This is a genomic window from Flexivirga aerilata (assembly GCF_013002715.1).
In the GTDB taxonomy this organism is placed as follows: domain Bacteria; phylum Actinomycetota; class Actinomycetes; order Actinomycetales; family Dermatophilaceae; genus Flexivirga; species Flexivirga aerilata.
The window spans coordinates 1249409-1267925 of sequence record NZ_JABENB010000001.1; the positions used below are offsets into that span (position 1 = coordinate 1249409).

The 18517-nt window shown below is 70.4% G+C and carries 17 protein-coding genes; 10 read left to right on the forward strand and 7 right to left on the reverse strand.

Going from position 1 to position 18517, the window contains the following annotated elements; all coding sequences use genetic code 11:
* The first annotated feature begins 45 nt into the window (after positions 1–45).
* Positions 46–1554, forward strand: coding sequence for an amino acid permease (locus HJ588_RS05920; protein ID WP_171152996.1), 1509 nt, complete (start codon positions 46–48; stop codon positions 1552–1554).
* Between the two features lie 103 nt (positions 1555–1657).
* Positions 1658–2611, forward strand: coding sequence for a helix-turn-helix domain-containing protein (locus tag HJ588_RS05925; RefSeq protein ID WP_171152997.1), 954 nt, complete (start codon positions 1658–1660; stop codon positions 2609–2611).
* A gap of 21 nt (positions 2612–2632) precedes the next feature.
* On the opposite strand, the gene HJ588_RS05930 is transcribed toward HJ588_RS05925, so the two are convergent.
* Complete coding sequence (locus HJ588_RS05930; RefSeq protein WP_171152999.1) at positions 2633–4057, reverse strand: NAD(P)/FAD-dependent oxidoreductase; 1425 nt, start codon at positions 4055–4057, stop codon at positions 2633–2635.
* A gap of 47 nt (positions 4058–4104) precedes the next feature.
* Between HJ588_RS05930 and HJ588_RS19285 the strand changes: the two genes are divergently transcribed.
* The 5 genes from HJ588_RS19285 to lysS all read left to right on the forward strand — a co-directional run bounded on the left by HJ588_RS19285 (position 4105) and on the right by lysS (position 9280).
* The gene (locus HJ588_RS19285) at positions 4105–5493 is read left to right on the forward strand and encodes a TerD family protein (protein ID WP_171153001.1); all 1389 of its coding nucleotides are present in this window, start codon (positions 4105–4107) and stop codon (positions 5491–5493) included.
* A gap of 88 nt (positions 5494–5581) precedes the next feature.
* Positions 5582–6886, forward strand: coding sequence for an adenylosuccinate synthase (locus HJ588_RS05940; protein WP_171153003.1), 1305 nt, complete (start codon positions 5582–5584; stop codon positions 6884–6886).
* Positions 6879–7160 carry a hypothetical protein gene (locus tag HJ588_RS05945; RefSeq protein WP_171153005.1) on the forward strand — a complete coding sequence of 94 codons (282 nt, stop codon included), beginning with the start codon at positions 6879–6881 and terminating at the stop codon, positions 7158–7160. Before HJ588_RS05940 ends, HJ588_RS05945 begins: the two co-directional genes overlap by 8 nt.
* A gap of 45 nt (positions 7161–7205) precedes the next feature.
* Positions 7206–7529 (forward strand): hypothetical protein, encoded by a 324-nt coding sequence (locus HJ588_RS05950; RefSeq protein ID WP_171153007.1) that lies wholly within the window; start codon positions 7206–7208, stop codon positions 7527–7529.
* Positions 7530–7540: 11 nt separating this feature from the next.
* The gene (lysS, locus tag HJ588_RS05955; protein ID WP_171153009.1) at positions 7541–9280 is read left to right on the forward strand and encodes a lysine--tRNA ligase; all 1740 of its coding nucleotides are present in this window, start codon (positions 7541–7543) and stop codon (positions 9278–9280) included.
* A gap of 101 nt (positions 9281–9381) precedes the next feature.
* Here lysS and HJ588_RS05960 read toward each other — a convergent pair whose 3' ends face one another.
* A complete protein-coding gene (locus HJ588_RS05960; RefSeq protein ID WP_171153011.1) occupies positions 9382–10260 on the reverse strand; it encodes a hypothetical protein in 879 nt (292 codons plus the stop codon).
* A gap of 165 nt (positions 10261–10425) precedes the next feature.
* Positions 10426–11430 carry a cation diffusion facilitator family transporter gene (locus tag HJ588_RS05965; protein ID WP_171153014.1) on the reverse strand — a complete coding sequence of 335 codons (1005 nt, stop codon included), beginning with the start codon at positions 11428–11430 and terminating at the stop codon, positions 10426–10428.
* 88 nt (positions 11431–11518) lie between these two features.
* Here HJ588_RS05965 and HJ588_RS05970 point away from each other — a divergent pair, with 88 nt between their 5' ends.
* Positions 11519–11866, forward strand: a complete 348-nt coding sequence (locus HJ588_RS05970; protein ID WP_171153016.1) for an ArsR/SmtB family transcription factor — start codon at positions 11519–11521, stop codon at positions 11864–11866.
* 21 nt (positions 11867–11887) lie between these two features.
* Here HJ588_RS05970 and HJ588_RS05975 read toward each other — a convergent pair whose 3' ends face one another.
* The 3 genes from HJ588_RS05975 to HJ588_RS19935 all read right to left on the reverse strand — a co-directional run bounded on the left by HJ588_RS05975 (position 11888) and on the right by HJ588_RS19935 (position 15623).
* Entirely contained in the window at positions 11888–12199 is a 312-nt protein-coding gene (locus HJ588_RS05975) for a chorismate mutase (RefSeq protein ID WP_171153018.1), read from the reverse strand.
* A 58-nt stretch (positions 12200–12257) separates the two neighbouring features.
* The gene (locus tag HJ588_RS05980; protein WP_171153020.1) at positions 12258–14486 is read right to left on the reverse strand and encodes a HelD family protein; all 2229 of its coding nucleotides are present in this window, start codon (positions 14484–14486) and stop codon (positions 12258–12260) included.
* A gap of 117 nt (positions 14487–14603) precedes the next feature.
* Positions 14604–15623, reverse strand: a complete 1020-nt coding sequence (locus HJ588_RS19935) for a LuxR C-terminal-related transcriptional regulator (RefSeq protein ID WP_171153021.1) — start codon at positions 15621–15623, stop codon at positions 14604–14606.
* Between the two features lie 305 nt (positions 15624–15928).
* Here HJ588_RS19935 and purD point away from each other — a divergent pair, with 305 nt between their 5' ends.
* On the forward strand, positions 15929–17200 hold the full coding sequence (purD, locus tag HJ588_RS05990; RefSeq protein WP_171153024.1) for a phosphoribosylamine--glycine ligase: 1272 nt from the start codon (positions 15929–15931) through the stop codon (positions 17198–17200).
* An 81-nt stretch (positions 17201–17281) separates the two neighbouring features.
* Here purD and HJ588_RS05995 read toward each other — a convergent pair whose 3' ends face one another.
* Positions 17282–17488: a CsbD family protein gene (locus tag HJ588_RS05995; protein ID WP_171153026.1), complete on the reverse strand. Its 207-nt coding sequence runs from the start codon at positions 17486–17488 to the stop codon at positions 17282–17284.
* A 113-nt stretch (positions 17489–17601) separates the two neighbouring features.
* Between HJ588_RS05995 and HJ588_RS06000 the strand changes: the two genes are divergently transcribed.
* Positions 17602–18498, forward strand: coding sequence for a phosphoribosylaminoimidazolesuccinocarboxamide synthase (locus tag HJ588_RS06000; RefSeq protein ID WP_171153028.1), 897 nt, complete (start codon positions 17602–17604; stop codon positions 18496–18498).
* The last annotated feature ends 19 nt before the right edge of the window (positions 18499–18517 follow it).

Consider the following 18517-nt stretch of genomic DNA (forward strand, 5'->3'; position numbering starts at 1 on the left):
CCGGAAATGCCCCGTTCGCCCGGTCCCTGGGAATACCCTGACCCGATGGGACAGACGACCGGCAAGGCGCAGTCCTCACTGCTGCGCAAGAAGTCCGTGCAACAGGCGATCCGGGACACCGAGGGCGAGCACGGCCTCAAGAAGGAGATGGGCCCGCTCCAGCTGACCATCTTCGGGGTCGGGGTCATCGTCGGCACGGGCATCTTCGTGCTGACCGGCACCGCGGCCGCCGAGAAGGCCGGCCCGGCGGTGCCGCTGTCCTTCGTGGTGGCCGCCGTCGTGTGTGGCCTGGCCGCGCTGTGTTACGCCGAGTTCGCTTCCGCCGTGCCGGTGGCCGGCTCGGCATACACCTTCTCCTACACCTCACTCGGTGAGTTGTTCGCCTGGGTGATCGGGTGGGACCTGATCCTGGAGTTCGCGTTCGGTGCCGCGACCGTGGCGAAGGGGTGGTCGGGCTACTTCACCAGCCTGCTGGCCGACGTCGGCATCGACCTGCCGTCGTCGATCGCCGGCGAGGATGCCGTCTTCAACCTGCCCGCCGTGGTCATCGTCGGCATCGTCGCGGCGATCCTCGTGCTCGGCGTGCGGGAGAGTTCGCGGACCAACGTGATCGTCGTGGCGATCAAGCTGACCGTGATCATGATCGTGATCCTGGTTGGCTTCTTCTACGTCACCAAGTCCAACTGGACCCCGTTCATCCCCGACAGCAAGCCCGGCGACTCCGCCTCCGGCTTCGACCAGGCGCCGCTCATCCAGGTGTTGCTCGGCCAGCCGACGAGTTCCTTCGGGGTGCCCGGCATCTTCTTCGGTGCCAGCCTGGTGTTCTTCGCGTTCATCGGCTTCGACATCGTCGCGACCGCGGCCGAGGAGACCAAGCGCCCGCAGCGCGACCTGCCGATCGGCATCTTCGCGTCGCTGGCGATCTGCACCGTGCTCTACATACTGACCAGCCTCGTGGTGACCGGCATGGTGCCCTACGACAAGCTCACCGACTCCAACACCAACGGCGCGCCACTCGCCTACGCCTTCGATCAGGTGGGCGTCAGCTGGGCTTCGACGGTGATCTCGATCGGTGCACTCGCCGGCCTCACCTCGACGGTGCTGATCCTGATGTACGGCCAGTCGCGGGTGTTCTTCGCGATGGCCCGCGACGGGCTGCTGCCGAAGTCCTTCTCGGCCGTGCACCCGAAATTCAAGACGCCCTACCGCATCACGATCATCACCGCCGTGGTGGTGGCCGCGCTCGCCGCGTTCCTGCCGCTCCAGGTGCTCGGTGAGGCGACCAACATCGGCACGCTCTCGGCGTTCTGCCTGGTCTCGGTCGCGGTGATCGTGCTGCGCAAGAGCCAGCCCGACCTGCCCCGGTCGTTCCGCGTGCCGTGGGTGCCCGTTATACCGATCCTCGCGGTGATCACCAGCCTCTATCTGATGATCAACCTGCCGGTCGGCACCTGGATCCGACTGATCGTCTGGATGGCGATCGGGATCGTCATCTACTTCGTCTACGCGCGCCACCGCAGCAACCTCGCGCGCGGCGTCGGCGTCGACGAGTAGCCCCGCCTCCGCTCCGCCCACTGACGGCTTCCTCGGCGAACGACGGTCCCATCGGGGCGTCACTCGCCGAGGGAGCCGTCAGTCGCGCTCTAGGCTGGCCGGCATGGACGGTCGCCTCGGAGTGCTCGGTGTCGGACCACAGGGCGAACAGCTCTACCGCCACGTGCTGCGTGCCCCGGGACTGACGCTCGCGGCGCACGTTGCGCAGCTGGGCTGGACCGACTACGAGGCGGAGCACGCGATCGAGCAGCTGCGCGCGCGGCGGTTGGTGCGGGTCACCGACCTCGGCGAAGTGGTCGCCGACCATCCGCGCGCGGCGCTCGAGCGGGTGGTCAGCGCCGAGGAGGCGCGCCTGGCGACCCGGCGACAGGATCTCGCCCGGGTGCGCGACGCGATCGACAGCTTCGTGACCGATCACCGTGTCGGACAAGAGATTTCGGCGGTCGATCAGCCGGTGCGCGAGCGCGTCGACCGGGCGGTGCTCGCGTCGGTGCACGAACACCTGATGGCCTCGACGGTGGGCGTCGTGCGGCAGACGCTCTCGGTCGTGCCGGACGGCTCGGTCGATGACTACCCGACCGTGCGGCAACAGCTGGAGTCCGGGCGCGAGCAGCGCACGCTCTATCTGCCGAGCGCCCTCGACGGTGACAGTTCGTGGGTGTCCGACTGGGCGGCGCTGGGGGAGCAGCAGCGCATCGCCGGCCAGTTGCCTTCCGACTTCGTCTGTTTCGGCGACGAGGTGGCGCTCGGGTCGACCGACTGGGGTCGCACCGACGGCGACTCCGTCGTGCTGCGCGACCCGATGGTCGTGGCCGCGTTCGTCGCGCTCTTCGACCGGTTGTGGGCCGCGGCGTCCCCGATGGACGCGACCGCGGACACCTCGCAGGCACTGGTCGACTGGATGCGGCAGGGCCTCACCGACGAGGCGATCGCGCGGGCGATGGGCATCTCGCTGCGCACCGTACGCCGGCGCATCGCGGCGCTGATGAGCGACCACGACGTCGCCACCCGCTTCCAGCTGGCGCTGCGGATCGCCGAGCGCAAGCAGTCCGACTGACTCGCGCCCGGCCGACCAGTCTTACGAGTCGAATCCGAGACCCGCCCGGTCGAGGGTGCGCAACCAGAGGTCGCGCCTGCCCTCCGCGTGGTCGGCCCGGTCGAGCGAACGCCGCGTCAGCTCGATCCCGATGCTGGCCAACGGCTCGGGCGGGAACGGCAGTGGCGCCTCCCGGACCATCCGCAGCCGGGTGCGTTCGGTGTCGAGACCGTCCAGCAGATCCAGCATCACGTCGCCGGCGAACCTGCTGGCGCCGACGCCGAGCCCGGTGAAGCCAGCCGCGTGCGCGACCCGGCCCGCCCGGGCCAGGCCGAAGAACGCGCAAAATCTGGTGCAGGTGTCGATCGGGCCGGCCCACCGGTGCGCGATGCGAATGCCCTCCAGCTGCGGGAACGTCGTCAGCAGGTGCGCGGTGAGCCGCCGATAGGTCTCCGGCCGATGCTCGTATGACGGTGCGACCCGCCCGCCGCGGTGGTGCACCGCGTCATACCCGCCGAAGAGGATGCGCCCGTCGCCGGTCAGCCGGTAGTAGTGGAACTGGTTGGCCAGGTCGTCGATCCCGCGACGGCTGTGCCAGCCGATCGCGTCCCGCTGCTGCGCCGTCAGCGGCTCGGTGACCACGACGTAGTCGTAGACCGGCACGGTGTGCCGCCGATAGCGACGCAAGAGTGCGGGAAACACGTTGGTGGCCAACGCGACTCGGTCCGCGGTCAGCGTGCCGCCGGAGGTCTGCAGCCGGACCGGGCCGGTGCGACCGGTCTCGACGGACCGCACCGGTGTGCGCTCCACGATCTCGACCCCGAGCGACTCGGCGAGACCGGCGAGCGCGCGCACGGCTTTCGCCGGGTGCAGCAGCGCGTCGCCGTCGGCTGTCAGCCCCGCCAGATAGGTCGGGCTGGCGACCTCGGCGCGCACGGCGGCCTCGTCGAGGAAGGTCCCCTCATCGGCTGCCGCGGCGGCTCGCAGCCACTCGACCTGGTGCGGCTCGACCGCGACCGACAGTGAGCCGGTCTGCTCGAACTCGGTGTCGAGGCCGTGGTCGGCGAAGGTCGCCGCGATGCCGGCGAGGTTGTCCCGGCCGAGCCGGTCGAGCCGTGCCAGCTCCTCGGGCCAGCGGGACCGGCCGTTCTCCTCGCCGTGGGTGAGTGACGCCGCGCAGAAGCCGCCGTTGCGGCTCGATGCGGACCACCCAAGGCGCCCGCCCTCGATGAGCGTGACTGTGCGGTGCGGATCGCGTTGCTTGGCCCGCACGGCGGTCCACAACCCGGTGAATCCGCCTCCCACCACTGCGAGTTCGGTGTGTCGGTCGGAGCGGAGGGCGGGTCGCGGGTCGCCGAGCGGCGCGTCGTCGTTCCAGAAGCAGGAGTCGCGCGCGGTCGCGAGCGACGAGGTGACGGCCGCGGGGTGGGGTGCCTGCCGCTCGAAGACCGTGTGAGAGCGCGCCATACTCCGATCCTGCCCGACGCGAGCCGGTCGCATGTGAGGATGGCGGCATGACGCAGCTCAGCAAGGGTGCGAACACCGCCCTGCCCACAGCACGCGTGCGGGTCACCCTGCACTGGACGCCCAGGCCGGGGGTGCCGGACGTGGACGCGTCGGCGCTGCTCCTGCGCGCCGGTGGCCGGGTCGGCTCCGACGACGACTTCGTCTTCTACAACCAGCCGCAGCACGCGAGCGGTGCGGTGCGGCATACGGGCAAGACACCGGGCGCCGACTCGTTGGAGGTCGACGTGACCGCGCTGCCGGGTGACGTCGAGCGCGTCGTGCTCGCCGCCTCCGCCGACGGTGGCACGTTCGGCCAGGTGCCGGGGCTGACCCTGGTCGCCACCGACGCGGACAGTGGCGCGCAGATCGCGACCTTCCCGATGGAGGCGGCCGCCGAGACCGCCTTTGTCAGCGGCGAGCTCTACCAGCGCAACGGGCAGTGGAAGTTGCGCGCCGTCGGCCAGGGCTACAGCTCCGGGCTTGCCGGATTGGCAACGGATTTCGGCATTTCGGTCGAAGGCGACGACGGTGCGGCTCCGCAGGCGCCCGAGCCCGCGCCGGCCGCGCCCCCTGCGCCCGCTCCACAGACGCCGCCCGCTGCACAGACGCCGCCGGCCGCGCCCCCTGCGCCCGACTTCGGCGCGCCGCAGTTCGAGGCGTCCGCGGCCCCGCAGTTCGGCAGCCCGCCGCAGGGTATGCCGCAGCAGGCGCCCCAGGCAGCTCCTGCTCCGCCGCCCCAGCCGGCCACGCCACCGATCCAGCAACCGCCGGCACCCCAGCAGCACCAGGCCCCGCCCCAGCAGTCCGCCGGCGTGGTCAACCTCGACAAGGGCCGGGTCGATCTCACCAAGGGCGCCCGCGTGGACCTGGTGAAGTCGGCTGCGCCGCCGCTCTCCAACGTCGTGATGGGGCTCGGCTGGGACCCGGCGCCCGGCCGCAAGAGCATCGACCTCGACGCGTCGGTGATCGCCTACGACCAGGGCGGCAAGAAGCTCGAGATCGTCTGGTTCATGCACAAGAAGGAGTTCGGTGGCGCGATCCTGCACACCGGCGACAACCTGACCGGTGCCGGCGACGGCGACGACGAGCAGATCAAGGTCGACCTGCTGAACCTCCCGCCACAGGTGACGTCGCTGCTGTTCACGATCAACTCCTTCAGCGGGCAGAAGTTCACCGACATCCAGCGCGCGTTCTGCCGGCTGGTCGACGGCAACACCGGTGAGGAGCTCGTGCGTTTCGATCTGTCCGCATCACAGCCGGCGACCGGTGTGCTGATGGCGCTGCTGCGGCGCACCGGCCCGCAGACCTGGCAGATGCGGGCGATCGGCGACTTCCACGACGGCCGCACCGTCAAGAAGCTCGTCGGCCCCGGGCAGGCGCACGCGGTCGCGCCGTAAGGGCGGCGCGCGGCGCCGGGTAGCCTGAGGCACTGCTCTGCAACATCACTTCGGCAACATCACTTAAAGCAAAAAGGGGCAGCACCACATGCCAGCGATCGTGCTCGTCGGTGCCCAATGGGGCGACGAAGGCAAGGGCAAGGCGACCGACCTGCTCGGCGACCGCATCGACTACGTCGTGAAGTTCAACGGCGGCAACAACGCCGGCCACACGGTCGTGATCGAGCAGCCCGACGGCAGCCGCGAGAAGTACGCGCTGCACCTGCTGCCGAGTGGCATCCTCTCCCCGGGCGTCACCCCGGTGATCGGCAACGGCGTCGTGGTCGACCTGGGGGTGCTCTTCGAGGAGATCGACGGCCTGGAGGAGCGCGGGATCGACACCTCGGCGCTCCGCGTGAGCGCCAACGCGCACGTGATCCCGTCATACAACCGGGTGCTGGACAAGACCGTCGAGCGCTTCCTCGGGTCGCGCAAGATCGGCACCACCGGCCGCGGCATCGGACCGACCTACGCCGACAAGATGAACCGCGCCGGCATCCGCGTGCAGGACATCTTCGACGAGTCGATCCTGCGGCAGAAGGTCGCCGCCGCGCTCGACGTGAAGAACCAGATCCTGGTCAAGCTCTACAACCGGCGCGAGATGCCGGTCGAGGAGGTGACCGAGGAGCTGCTGCAGTATGCCGACCGGCTGCGCCCGATGGTCGCCGACACCTCGCTGGAGATCTCGGACGCGCTCGACGAGGGCAAGGTCGTGCTGTGCGAGGCCGGCCAGGCGACGCTGCTCGACGTCGACCACGGCACCTACCCCTACGTGACGTCGTCCAACGCGATCTCCGCCGGCGCGTGCACCGGCGCGGGCATCCCACCCACCCGCATCGACCGGGTCATCGGCATCTTCAAGGCCTACACGACGCGCGTCGGCGAAGGTCCCTTCCCGACCGAATTGCTCGACGACGCAGGCGAATTCCTGCGCAAGACCGGCGCCGAGTATGGCGTGACGACCGGCCGCCCGCGGCGCTGCGGATGGGTCGACACGGTCATCGGCCGCTACGCGTTCCGGATCAACGGCATCACCGACTTCGTGCTCACCAAGCTCGACGTGCTCTCCGGGCTGGAGACGGTCCCGGTCTGCGTCGCGTATGACGTGGACGGCGTGCGCCACGACGAGATGCCGGTCAACCAGACCGACTTCCACCACGCGAAGCCGATCTATGAGGAGCTGCCCGGCTGGTTCGAGGACATCTCGCACTGCCGCACCTACGAGGAGCTGCCCGAAAACGCCCGCCGTTACGTCGAGTTCGTCGAGGAACGCATCGGTGCGCGCATCTCGGTGATCGGTGTCGGCCCGGGCCGCAGTGAGGTCATCGTGCGCCACGACCTGCTGGGTGACTGAGGTGGTGCTCGCCGGTCTCGCCGCCCGCACGGTGAGCGGCAACACCCCGCCGCTCGCCTTCCGGATCACCCTGTGGGCGCTCGCGATCATCGTGCTGGGTGCCGCCGTCGCGGCTGTCATCACCTGGTGGCGCCTGCGCAAGGTCGCGACGGCGATGCCGGAAGGCCAACAACGCCAGGGCCGTTCGGCGCAGGCTGGCTGCCTGATGGTGGGCGCCATACCCGCGCTGTTGCTGGGGTTGTTCCTGCTCGACTGGGCGATCCAGGTCAGCTGAGCCAAACCGCTCTCCGGGCAGCGGCTTCTTCGCCATACTCCTCGCATGCGGTGGTGCGCGGCGTGCGAGACGGACGCGGAGGTCAGGGGTGGTCGCTGCGTCCTGTGCGGCGAGCCGGCGTCCGGGCCGGACACGGCACGGCGCGCCACGCCTGCGGCACGTCCGGTCGCCCGGCGCGGGCCGTCGGGCGTGGTGATCGTGCTCGCGATCGCGGCGGCCTTCGTGACGATGGCCTTCGTGTCCGTGCTGGCTGCGGTCGCCTTCCAGCAGCCGTCGAGCCGGCCGACCATCCAGGTGACCGACTACGTGCCGGCCAGCGAGATCGGACTTCCGCCGGGCGCGGACTCGGCGCCGGCTGCCCGCCCGTAAACTGAGCGGTCGTGACTGAGCTGCAGCTTGACGACTGGGTGTCCCGACTCGCCGACGAAGTGATCGCCGACGCGAAGGCCAAGGACACCAAGGTCGTCTGCGCGTCGGGCATCTCGCCCTCCGGCCCGATCCACCTCGGCAACCTGCGCGAGGTGATGACGCCGCACCTGGTGGCCGACGAGGTGCGCCGCCGTGGCGTCGAGGTCGAGCACATCATCAGCTGGGACGACTACGACCGCTTCCGCAAGGTCCCGAACGTGCCTGGTGTCACTGCCGATTGGGAGCAGCACATCGGCAAGCCGCTGACCGAGGTGCCGCCGCCCGAGGGTTCGACCGCGTCGAGCTGGGCCGAGCACTTCCGGCTGCAGCTGGAGCAGAGCCTGGCCGAGCTCGGCATCACCTACCGCGGCATCAGCCAGACGCAGATGTATGCCGCAGGCGCCTACACCGAGCAGATCCTCTTCGCGATGTCGCAGCGCGCCGAGATCGACAAGGTGCTCGGCCAATACCGCACGCTCAGCCCGAAGAAGGCCAAGCAGCAGAAGCTCTCTGAGGAGGAGGCGGCCGCTGCGGCAGAGGCCGAGGCGGGCTCGGGCGCAGCCGCCGAGGCCGACGGCTCCGGCTCGAGCGGTTACTACCCCTACAAGCCCTACTGCACGGTGTGCGGCACCGACTTCACCACCGTCACCGCCTACGACGACACCACCACCGAGCTGACCTACACCTGCCGGTGCGGTCACACCGAGACCGTGGTGCTGCGCGACTTCCGGCACGGCAAGCTGGTCTGGAAGGTCGACTGGCCGATGCGCTGGTCCTACGAGAAGGTCGTGTTCGAGCCGTCGGGCGTGGACCACCAGTCGCCGGGCTCGTCATACGTCGTCGGCAAGGAGCTGGCGCCGATGTTCGGCTGGGAGCGCCCGATCGGCCCGATGTATGCCTTCGTCGGCATCAAGGGCATGGCCAAGATGTCGTCCTCGCGCGGTGGCGTGCCGATCCCCGCGGACGCCCTGCAGATCATGGAGCCGCAGCTGCTGCGCTGGCTCTACGCGCGGCGCAAGCCGTCCCAGGCGTTCAACGTCGCCTTCGACGCCGAGATCCAGCGGATGTATGACGAGTGGGACTCCCTCGCCGGCAAGATCGCGAGCGGAGCCGGTCAGCCCGGGGACGTCGCGGCCTACACCCGCGCGGCCTCGGTCGTGCAGGGTCCGCTGCCCGCGACCCCGCGGCCGGTGTCCTACCGCACGCTCGCCTCGATCGTCGACATCACCACCGGCGACGAGGAGCAAACGCTGCGCATCGTGAGCGCGCTCGATGCCGACAACCCGGTCACCTCCCTGGACGAGCTGCGGCCGCGGCTGACCTGCGTCGAGCACTGGGTGCGCACGCAGATGGCCGACGAGGACCGCACCGTCGTGCGTGCCGAGCCGGACACCGAGCGACTGGCCGCGCTCTCCGACGACGAGCGTCAAGCCTTGCGAATCCTGTTGGACGGCAACGGATCCGACCTGCCGCGCCTGGACGACGCATGGTCGCTCGACGGCCTCACCCACCAGGTCTACGGCGTGCCCAAGGTGCAGCGCGGCCTCGCCGCCGACGAGATCGTCAAGGGCGACAAGGAGCTCGCAGCGGCCCAGCGGCAGTTCTTCAAGCTGCTCTACAACCTGCTGGTCGACAAGGACACCGGCCCGCGGCTGCCGACGCTGCTGCTCGCCGTCGGTGCCGAGCGCACCCGCGCGCTGCTCGGCGGCTGAGCGCGGCGCCGCGGGCCTCGAACCTTTCACCCGCCGAGGTAGCACTCGCGGTCGTTATGACGGCCGTTTAGCGAACGGGAGTGCTACCTCGGCGAGGGGAGTCAGCTCCCGGGCAGGCGCAGCGCACGGGCGAGGGCCCGCATGGCCGGCTCGGGATTGCGATTGTCGGCGCCGTTGAGCTCGATGACCGCCCAGTCGGCCGCGCGCATCGCCCGGCGGCGAGCCTGATCGAGCCGGCGCTGGTCGACGGTGAAGTGGTAGTCGCCGTCGTATTCCGCGACGACGCGCTGCTCCCGCCATACGAAATCGCCCATCCCGAGCCGGAACCCATGGGCGTCATGCACGTCGACGTTGAGCGCGGGCGCGGGGAAGCCGGCCTTGCGAAAACGCAAGCGCCACAACGTTTCCTGCGGCGACAGCACGCCGGGTTGGATGAGTGCGGCGGCAGCACGAGCGGTCCGTATGCCGCGCCGGCCAGCAGAGCTGTCGACGATCCTGGCGAAGCCCGGGAGCAGCTCGGGCGCCCGGTTCGCGATCGCATCCCCGAGGATGACGAGGTCGTCGATCGACAGCTCCGCCGCGAGGTCCAGCCAGGTGGTCAGCGCCGAAGTGACCGGAAGATCGCCGGTCCGACGGATCTCCCGCGAGTCCAGGCCGTGGTGCATCACGACGCCGCGCCGTCGCACGAACACCCCGCGGGGCAGCGTGACGTGCAGGCGCTCGTCGCGCGGTGCCGGAAGGTCGAGGAGTGCGGCGGCAGTCGCGTGGGAGAAGGCGACCCGGCCGGCCGGGAGGAGGAGCAGGTATGCCGCGGCGCGCTCGCGTAGCGCCCGCGTTTCGTCGGTCAGGCGGAGCCCGCGCGTCGGGATGACCAGCCCGCGGTGGCGCAGCCGGCGTGGGGTCAGGCCGCGCTCGCGGGCTGCGTCATACGTGAAGGCAGCGCCGAGCTCGGGTGGGAGCGGAGTGGCGCGCCGGGACATCCCGGAAGTCTGCTCGGAGACGACCTGCTCTCGCTGACGTCATCCACAGGGAGGTGCTGGGCCCCCACGAGGTAGTAGTCCCGGTCGGTATGGCGCTGTTCTTAGCGACCGGGAGTGCTACCTCGGCGGAGGAGAGGAGGCGAGGGGAGTGCGCCGCGGCCGGGCTCAGTGCGTGCCGGACTCGTGCGCGGCGTGACCGGCGGGCTCGAGCTGGAAGGTCGAGTGCTCCAGATCGAAGTGGCCGTGCAGGCAGGCCTGCAGCTCGTCGAGTGTGCGCGGGGCGTCGCAGTTGGTGAAGCACTCGTCGCTCACCACCACGTGCGCGGACACCGCGGGCAGGTCGGAGGTCACGGTCCAGACGTGCAGGTCGTGCACCGACAGCACGTGCGGGGTCTCGAGCAGGTGCTTCTGCAGGTCCTCGAGGTCGACGTCCTTGGGTGCGCCCTCGAGCAGCACGCGGCCGCTCTCGCGGAGCAGGCCCCAGGCGGCATACAGCATCAGGCCGACGACGATGAGGGAGGCGATCGGGTCCGCGCGGGTCCAGCAGGTCAGGAGGATGACGACACCGGCGATCACCGTGCCGATGAAGCCGTAGAGGTCGGTGAGGATGTGCTGGTAGGCGCCCTCGACGTTGAGGCTGGTGCGGTTGGCGCGGGCGACCAGCCAGGCGGCGCCGATGTTCACCGCGACGCCGACGAGCGCGACGATCAGCACCGCGCCACCCTCGACCGCGGGTGGGTTGATGAGGCGCCGGATCGCCTCGAACGCGACGATGCCCGACACCACGAGCAGCGTGATGCCGTTGCCGGCGGCGGAGAGGATCTCGGCGCGCTTCCAGCCGAAGGTCCAGCTGCCGCGGGCGGGCTTGGCCGACAGGTGCATCGCCCAGAGCGCGGCGCCGATCGCGCCGACGTCGCTCAGCATGTGCCCCGCGTCGGAGAGCAGCGCGAGCGAGCCGGAGATGAAGGCCACGACGACCTCGGCGACCATGAACGACCCGAGCAGCAGGAGTGCTCCCCAGAGGTAGCGCCGGTCGGCGTTGGAGCTCACGCCGTGCGTGTGCCCGCCGCTGCCGTGCGCGTGGCCCTTGTGGTCGTCGTGACCGGGGGCGACGGCATGGCTGCGGCTGCCGTCGTCCGATCCGGTGCACAGCGGTGCGCGCTCGCTCATTCGCCGGCCTTCCTGGGGGTGATGCTCGTTTTCATTATCGTTGCCTGCGCAACTGCGCATATATCGAAAATCACTATAATCCCGATGTATGCCGACAACCAACTCCGCACGGGCCGAATCCGACCGGCACGGCGACGAGCTCTCCGACGACCAGGTCGAGGCCGCCGTCACCACCTTCGCGCTGCTGGCCGACGCCACCCGCGTGCGGATCCTGTGGGCATTGCGCGACGAGGAACTCGACGTCGCGACCCTCGCCGACATCGCCGGCTGCCGGCCCACCGTGGCCAGTCAGCACCTGGCCAAGCTGCGGCTGGCCGGCCTCGTCGTGGGCACCCGCGACGGTCGCCGGGTGGTCTACCGGCTGCGCGGCGAACATACCCGTCCGCTGCTTACCGAGGGGCTCTTCCACGCCGACCATCAGGTCGACGAAGGCTGACCTGGGCCGCCCTGAGCTGGCCTACTCGCCGGCGGTTTCCCGGATGCGCTCGTGGTGGTGGATCACCTCGTCGATCACGAAGCGCAGGAACTTCTCACTGAACTCCGGGTCCAGCCCTGACTCGGTCGCGAGCGCGCGCAGCCGCTCGATCTGCCGGTCCTCGCGCGCCGGGTCGGCGGGCGGCAACTCGTGGGTCGCCTTGTATTCGCCGACCGCCTGGGTGATGCGGAAGCGCTCGGCGAGCATGTGGATCAGCGCGGCGTCGATGTTGTCGATCGACCGCCGGTATGCCGCAAGTGTCTCGTCCGGCGTCGGCTGCGGTGGCGTGCTCATGCGGGGTCCTCGCGAAGTATCCGGAGGAGCGGAGCGGGGGAGGAACTTCGTGGGGTGCTCATGCTTCCTTCATTTGGATGACGGTCATCCGGTGCGCGGCGCGGGTGAGGGCGACATAGAGCACCCGGACGCCGCCGGGGGATTCGGCGACGATCGCGTCGGGGTCGACCACGACGGTCGCGTCGTGCTCGAGGCCCTTGGTCGACATGGGGTCGGCGAGCACGACCCGGCCGGGCGCGACCTGCGGCAGGTCGGCGAGCAGCGCGCGGTGACTGTCGGGGGTGATGACGGCGATCGAGCCGTCGACCTCGTCGAGCAGGCTCTTGGTGGCGCCGAGCACGGTGTCGTGCAGGGTGCCGGCCGTGGCGACGAGTTCGACTGGCAGCACACCGGTTTCGCGCACCGCCTGCGGGATGTCGGCATCCGGCACGGAGCGGCGGATGACGTCGGCGGCGTAGTCGAAGATCTCGCGCGCGTTGCGGTAGTTGGTGTCCATGTGGAACACCTGCCGCGGCTTGGTGCCGAACGCCTCGTCGCGGGCGGCCACCGACTCCTCGGCGAGCGGCCACGAGCTCTGCGCGGCGTCGCCGACGACGGTCCAGGACGCGTAGCGCCCGCGCCGGCCGAGCGACCGCCACTGCATCGGCGACAGGTCCTGCGCCTCGTCGACCAGCACGTGCGCGTATTCGTCGGGCCGTCCGATCCGGCCGGCCAGCAGGCGCTCGCGACGATCGGAGGGGGTCACCTCGTAGCCGACCTCAACGGCCGGGATGCGCCGCGCCGGCTGGAGTTCGGAGACCCCGAGGTCGTCGAGCTCCTCAATCTCGTAGAAGCCACGTTCCTCGCGGGGCTGCTCGGGCACGACGCCGAGCCGGGCGGTCAGGTCGTCGACGAGCGCGACGTCGGCGACCGACCAGCTGCCCTCGTCGAGCGCGACCTGCATCGACCGGTGGAGCGCGTCGCGCTCGGCGGCGTCGAGCACGCCGTCGGTGTAGCGGCGCACCCGCTCCTCGTCGGTCAGCCAGAGCAGCACCTCCCGCGGGTCGATCGGCCGCCACCAGTCGCGCATGAACGCCTCGACCTCGAGGTGGTCGGTGAACCGGTCGACGAACTCCGACTTCTCGCCCTTGTCACCGCTGCGCACCTGCGCCCAGGCGGCGTCGGCGAGCGCGGACGTCGCGGCCTCGGCGGCCGCGTTGTGCTGGTGGTGGCGCAGCACCTGACGCCGCAGCTGGCGCAGTTGCGGCGCGTCGATGCGGATCGGGTGGCCGGCGACCATCGCCCGGAACTGGGTGGGCGCGTCGGGTGGCAGGTCACGGGCGGCGCGGGAGAGCACGCGCCGGATCCGCAGCGAGCCCTTCACCTCCGCGGCGGCCGGGGCGTCGAGGCGCGTTGCCGTCATACCGTCGACCAGGTCGCCGAGCGAGCGCAGCGTCACGCTGTCCTCGCCGAGGGACGGCAGCACTCGCTCGATGTATGCCGTGTAGGCCGCGGACGGCCCGACGACCAGGATGCCGCCGGACTCGTAGCGTCGCCGGTCGGAGTAGAGCAGGTAGGCGGCGCGGTGCAGCGCGACCACGGTCTTGCCGGTGCCCGGACCGCCGGTGATCTCGGTGACGCCGCGGCTGGAGGCGCGGATCGCCTCGTCCTGGTGGGCCTGGATGGTGGCGACGATGTCGCGCATGCGGCCGCCGCGTGAGCGGGTCAGCGCCGCCATCAGGGCGCCGTCGCCGACCACGACCATGCCCTCGGGCGCCTCGGGCACCATGAGGTCGTCCTCGACGCCGAGCACCGTGGAGTCGCGGCAGCGCAGCACGCGCCGGCGGACCACGCCCTCGGGGTGGACCGGCGTCGCCCGGTAGAAGGGGGACGCGGCGGGAGCCCGCCAGTCGATGACGAGCGGCTCGTAGTCGTCGTCGCGCACGCCGATGCGGCCGATGTAGCGCACCTCGTCGGTGCTGCCGTCGGCGGCGGGCTTGTCGTGCTCGAGGTCGAGCCGGCCGAAGACCAGGCCTTCGTACTGCGTCTCCAGTGCCTGCCGGCGGCGGCCGGCGTTGAAGACCAGGGCGTCGCGTTCGAACAGGCCGGTGATCTCCTCCTCGCGCGCCTCGCCGGTGCGGTCGGTGCGGCCACGGGCCAGGCCCTCGGCCTCGACCAGCTTGGCCCGGTCGCCGGCCTTGGCCAGCTCGGCGTAGACCCGGTCGACATACGCCTGCTCCGCGGCGATCTCCGCGGTCACGGCGGGCGGCACGGCAGGTGCACCGGCGCGGTCACTGGTAACGCTCAATGGATCCCCCAGGCTGAATGGGTCGGCACCCGCCCCGCACAAGGACAAGCGAACGCCAAAGTCTAGTAGGCGGGGCGGACGCCGGTCCGGCCCCGTCCGTCAGTCGGAGTGCAGAGGTTAGATCAATCCTTGACGGGCGGCCAGCACACCCGCCTGGAAGCGCGTCGTGGCGTTGACCCGGTCCATGATGACGCGCACCCGCCGCTCGACCGTGCGGGAGGAGATGCCGAGCTGCCGGGAGATGGCCGCGTCCGAGACGCCGTTGGCCATCAGGCGCAGGATGCGCCGGTCGCGCGAGTCGAGCAGGTCCTGGTCGGACGCGGGGTCGTCGGCCGGCCGCCACGGCACCCCGAGCCGCCAGGCGAACTCCAGGCAGGCGCGCACGACGTCGCCGCCGTTGGCGAAGTTGAGCAGCACGCCCACCGGAGTGCCGCCGCGGTCCTGCAGGTCCAGCATCGCCAGGCCGCGGTCGTTGACGGCGCCGGTGAAGGGCATGCCGGCGGTGAGCCGGATCTCGTCGCCCGCGGCGGCGCGCGCGTGCATGATCTCGCCGGCGTTGGGGTCGGTCAGCAGTGCCGGGTCGATGTCGAGCCGGACGTGCAGCGAGTCGCCCTGGCTGTTGAGGTAGGGCGTGGTCGAGACCGAGCTGGGCGCCTCCAGCAGGTAGCGACTGAGGGGGGAGTCGGTGCGGCTGGACAGCACCCACGACTGCGCCGTCGACGTCACCTGGTGCAGCGCTTGGGTGACCTCGACCAGTGAGGTGAGCGGCAGGATGCCGACATCGGTGTTGAGGCGCCGCTCGGACTGGGTGCGCGTGTAGACGCGGGACATCGCCTGGGTGGACGCGCGGACGAAGCGTGCGCGGTCCTCGAGTGCGGCGGCGTATGCCGGCATCGCCACCTCGGGCGGCACGACATACCAATTGTCGTCGTCGACGGACTGAATCAGCCCGCGCTGCACCAGGATCGGCAGCTGTTCGTCGAGTTGCTCCTGGGCGAATCCCTGCGCGCGCAGCCCCTCCGCAGTGGGGTTGGCGCACTGCAGGATCGCCAGGTAGAGCGAGGTGGTCTGGTCGTCACCGGACTGGATCGAGATGACGTCACCTGAGGGGGACGGGCCTTTGTTGCGATGCGGCACGGGTGGCTTCCGTTCGGGTCTGCGGTGTCAGAAACCGTAGGGTGCAGCCGACGCCGGAACGGCGAGTTGGCGGGTTTCCGACAAAGACGCTAGTCCGACACGTATTGATTAACAACATCCCAGTCGGACATGTCATAGTTGTTTCAACGACCCCTTGGGTCGTGCGAGCGTGGCAGCGTCGCCGAGTCCCCCTCCGGCCGACCACCATTGCTCGTGGTGGGTCCCTCCCGAGAGACCTCCCCCCTGACTTTCGGGAGGGATCCACCGTCACCTCCTTCGCTCCGCGCCCCGTAGGCTCGATCTCCGTGAGAGCACTCGTCATCGGCTCCGGAGCCCGCGAACACGCAATCGTCCACGGCCTGCTGGCGGACCCGTCGGTGACCGAGGTCGCCGCCGCGCCCGGCAACCCGGGCATCGCAGCGCAGGCTCGCTGCCTGCCGCTCGCGGACGTCACCGACGCCGACGCCGTCGTGGGCACGGCACGGGAGTTTGCGCCCGACCTGGTGATCGTCGGCCCGGAGGCGCCGCTCGTCGCGGGTGTCGCCGACGCGCTGCGAGAGGCCGGCTTCGCCGTCTTCGGACCGTCACGCGAGGCCGCCCAGCTCGAGGGCAGCAAGGCCTTCGCCAAGGACGTGATGGCCGCGGCCGACGTCCCGACTGCGCGTAGCTACGTCGCAACCTCCGAGGCGGAGGTGCGTGAGGCGCTGGACGCGACCGGTGCGCCATACGTCGTGAAGGACGACGGGCTGGCTGCGGGCAAGGGCGTCGTCGTCACCGAATCCATCGACGCCGCAGTCGATCACGCGCTCGCCTGTTTCGCTGCGGGCGGCAGTGTGGTGGTCGAGGAGTTTCTCGACGGGCCGGAGGTCTCGATCTTCTGTGTCACCGACGGCGATGTCATCGTGCCGCTCGCGCCCTCGCAGGACTTCAAACGCATCGGCGACGGTGACGAAGGCCCGAACACCGGTGGCATGGGCGCGTATTCGCCGTTGCCCTGGGCGCCCGAGGGGCTGGTCGACGAGGTGGTGCGTCGCATCGCTCAGCCGACGATCGACGAAATGCGCCGCCGCGGAACGCCTTTCGCTGGCGTGCTCTACGTCGGACTGGCTCTGACGAGTGCGGGCCCGCGGGTGATCGAGTTCAATGCGCGCTTCGGGGACCCCGAGACGCAGGTCGTGCTCGCCCGGTTGCAGGCCCCGTTGGGCACGCTCCTGCAGGCGGCCGCCGAGGGCCGGCTCGCCGAACAGCCCCCGCTCGTATGGCGCGACGACTTCGCGGTCACGGTCGTCGTGGCGAGCGAGGGCTATCCGCGCAGCCCCCGCACCGGCGACGAGATCAGCGGCGTGCCCGAGGCGGCGGACGATCGTTACGTGTTGCACGCGGGCACGGCCCGCGACGGCGACGGGACGCTGGTCTCCGCCGGCGGCCGGGTGCTGTCGGCCGTCGGGGTGGGCCCGGATCTGCCGGCGGCGCGAGCCGCGGCATACGCAGTGGTCGACGGCATCGCGCTGCGCGGCTCGCAGCACCGCACCGACATCGCGAAGGCGGCGGCCGAGGGGCAGGTCATCGTCTCCTGACGCGGGCCTGCCCGCAGGCATGACAACGGCCGGCACCCGTGACGGGTGCCGGCCGCTGTTGTCAGTGACCTCGGGGGAGCGTCAGCTCAGGCCGTCCTTGGTGTCGTTGAAGGCACCCTTGACATCGCCGTCCTTGAGGTTCTCGCCGGCCTGCTTGAAGTTGGCGTCGGACTGGGTGGCCTCACCCTCCGCCTGCTTCTGCTCGTTGCCGGTGGCCTTGCCGACGGCCTCCTGCGCCTTGCCCTTGGCTTCCTCGGCCATGTTGCTCAGGTTGTCCTTGAGACCCATGTCGTCCACTCCTCACTCATCGGGCGAATGTTATTGGCAATTATGCACAATACGACGGAGCTGTCGCTTCACCCGAAGGGGTGCCGCCCGGCAGGTGCTGGAACACTGTGCGCATGACGAGCCCGATCGCATTGCCCGGCTTCGCCCACGTCTACTCGGGAAAGGTACGCGACCTCTACGCCCCGCTCGACGAGGTGGGGCGCCCGCGCGAGGACCAGGTGCTGCTGGTCGCCTCCGACCGCATCTCGGCCTTCGACTTCGTGCTCCGCACCCCGATCCCGGACAAGGGCAAGGTGCTGACCCAGCTGTCGCTGTGGTGGTTCGAGCAGATCGAGTCGCTGGTGCCCAACCAGGTGATCTCCACCGACGTGCCAGCCGAGGTCGCCGGGCGTGCCGTGCTGGTCGAGCGGCTCGACATGGTGCCGGTCGAGTGCGTGGCGCGCGCCTACCTCACCGGCGGCGGCCTGGCCGAATACGAAGCGGACGGAACGGTTTCCGGGCTGGAGCTGCCCACTGGCCTCGTCGACGGCTCGCGGATCGAACCGCCGGTCTTCACCCCGTCGACCAAGGCGCCGATGGGTGAGCACGATCAGCCGATGCCCTACGCCGACGTCGAGGCCGCGGTCGGCTCCGAACGTGCTGCCCAGCTGCGTGACCTCACCGTGCGGATCCTGGAGCGCGCCAACGAGATTGCCGCACCCAAGGGGGTGCTGATCGCCGACACGAAGGTGGAGTACGGCGTGCGCCCGGACGGCCAGCTGGTGATCGCCGACGAGGTGCTGACCCCCGACTCCTCGCGCTTCTGGTCGGCGGCCGACTGGCAGCCCGGGCGCCGGCAGGCGTCATACGACAAGCAATTCGTGCGCGACTGGCTCACCTCGCCGGCCAGCGGCTGGGACCGCGCCTCCGGCGACGAGCCGCCGGCGCTGCCCGACGACGTCGTCGAGCGCACGCGCGCGAAGTATGTCGAGGCCTACGAGACGATCACCGGGCGCACCTTCGAGGCCTGATCACCGGCGCCTGATCAGA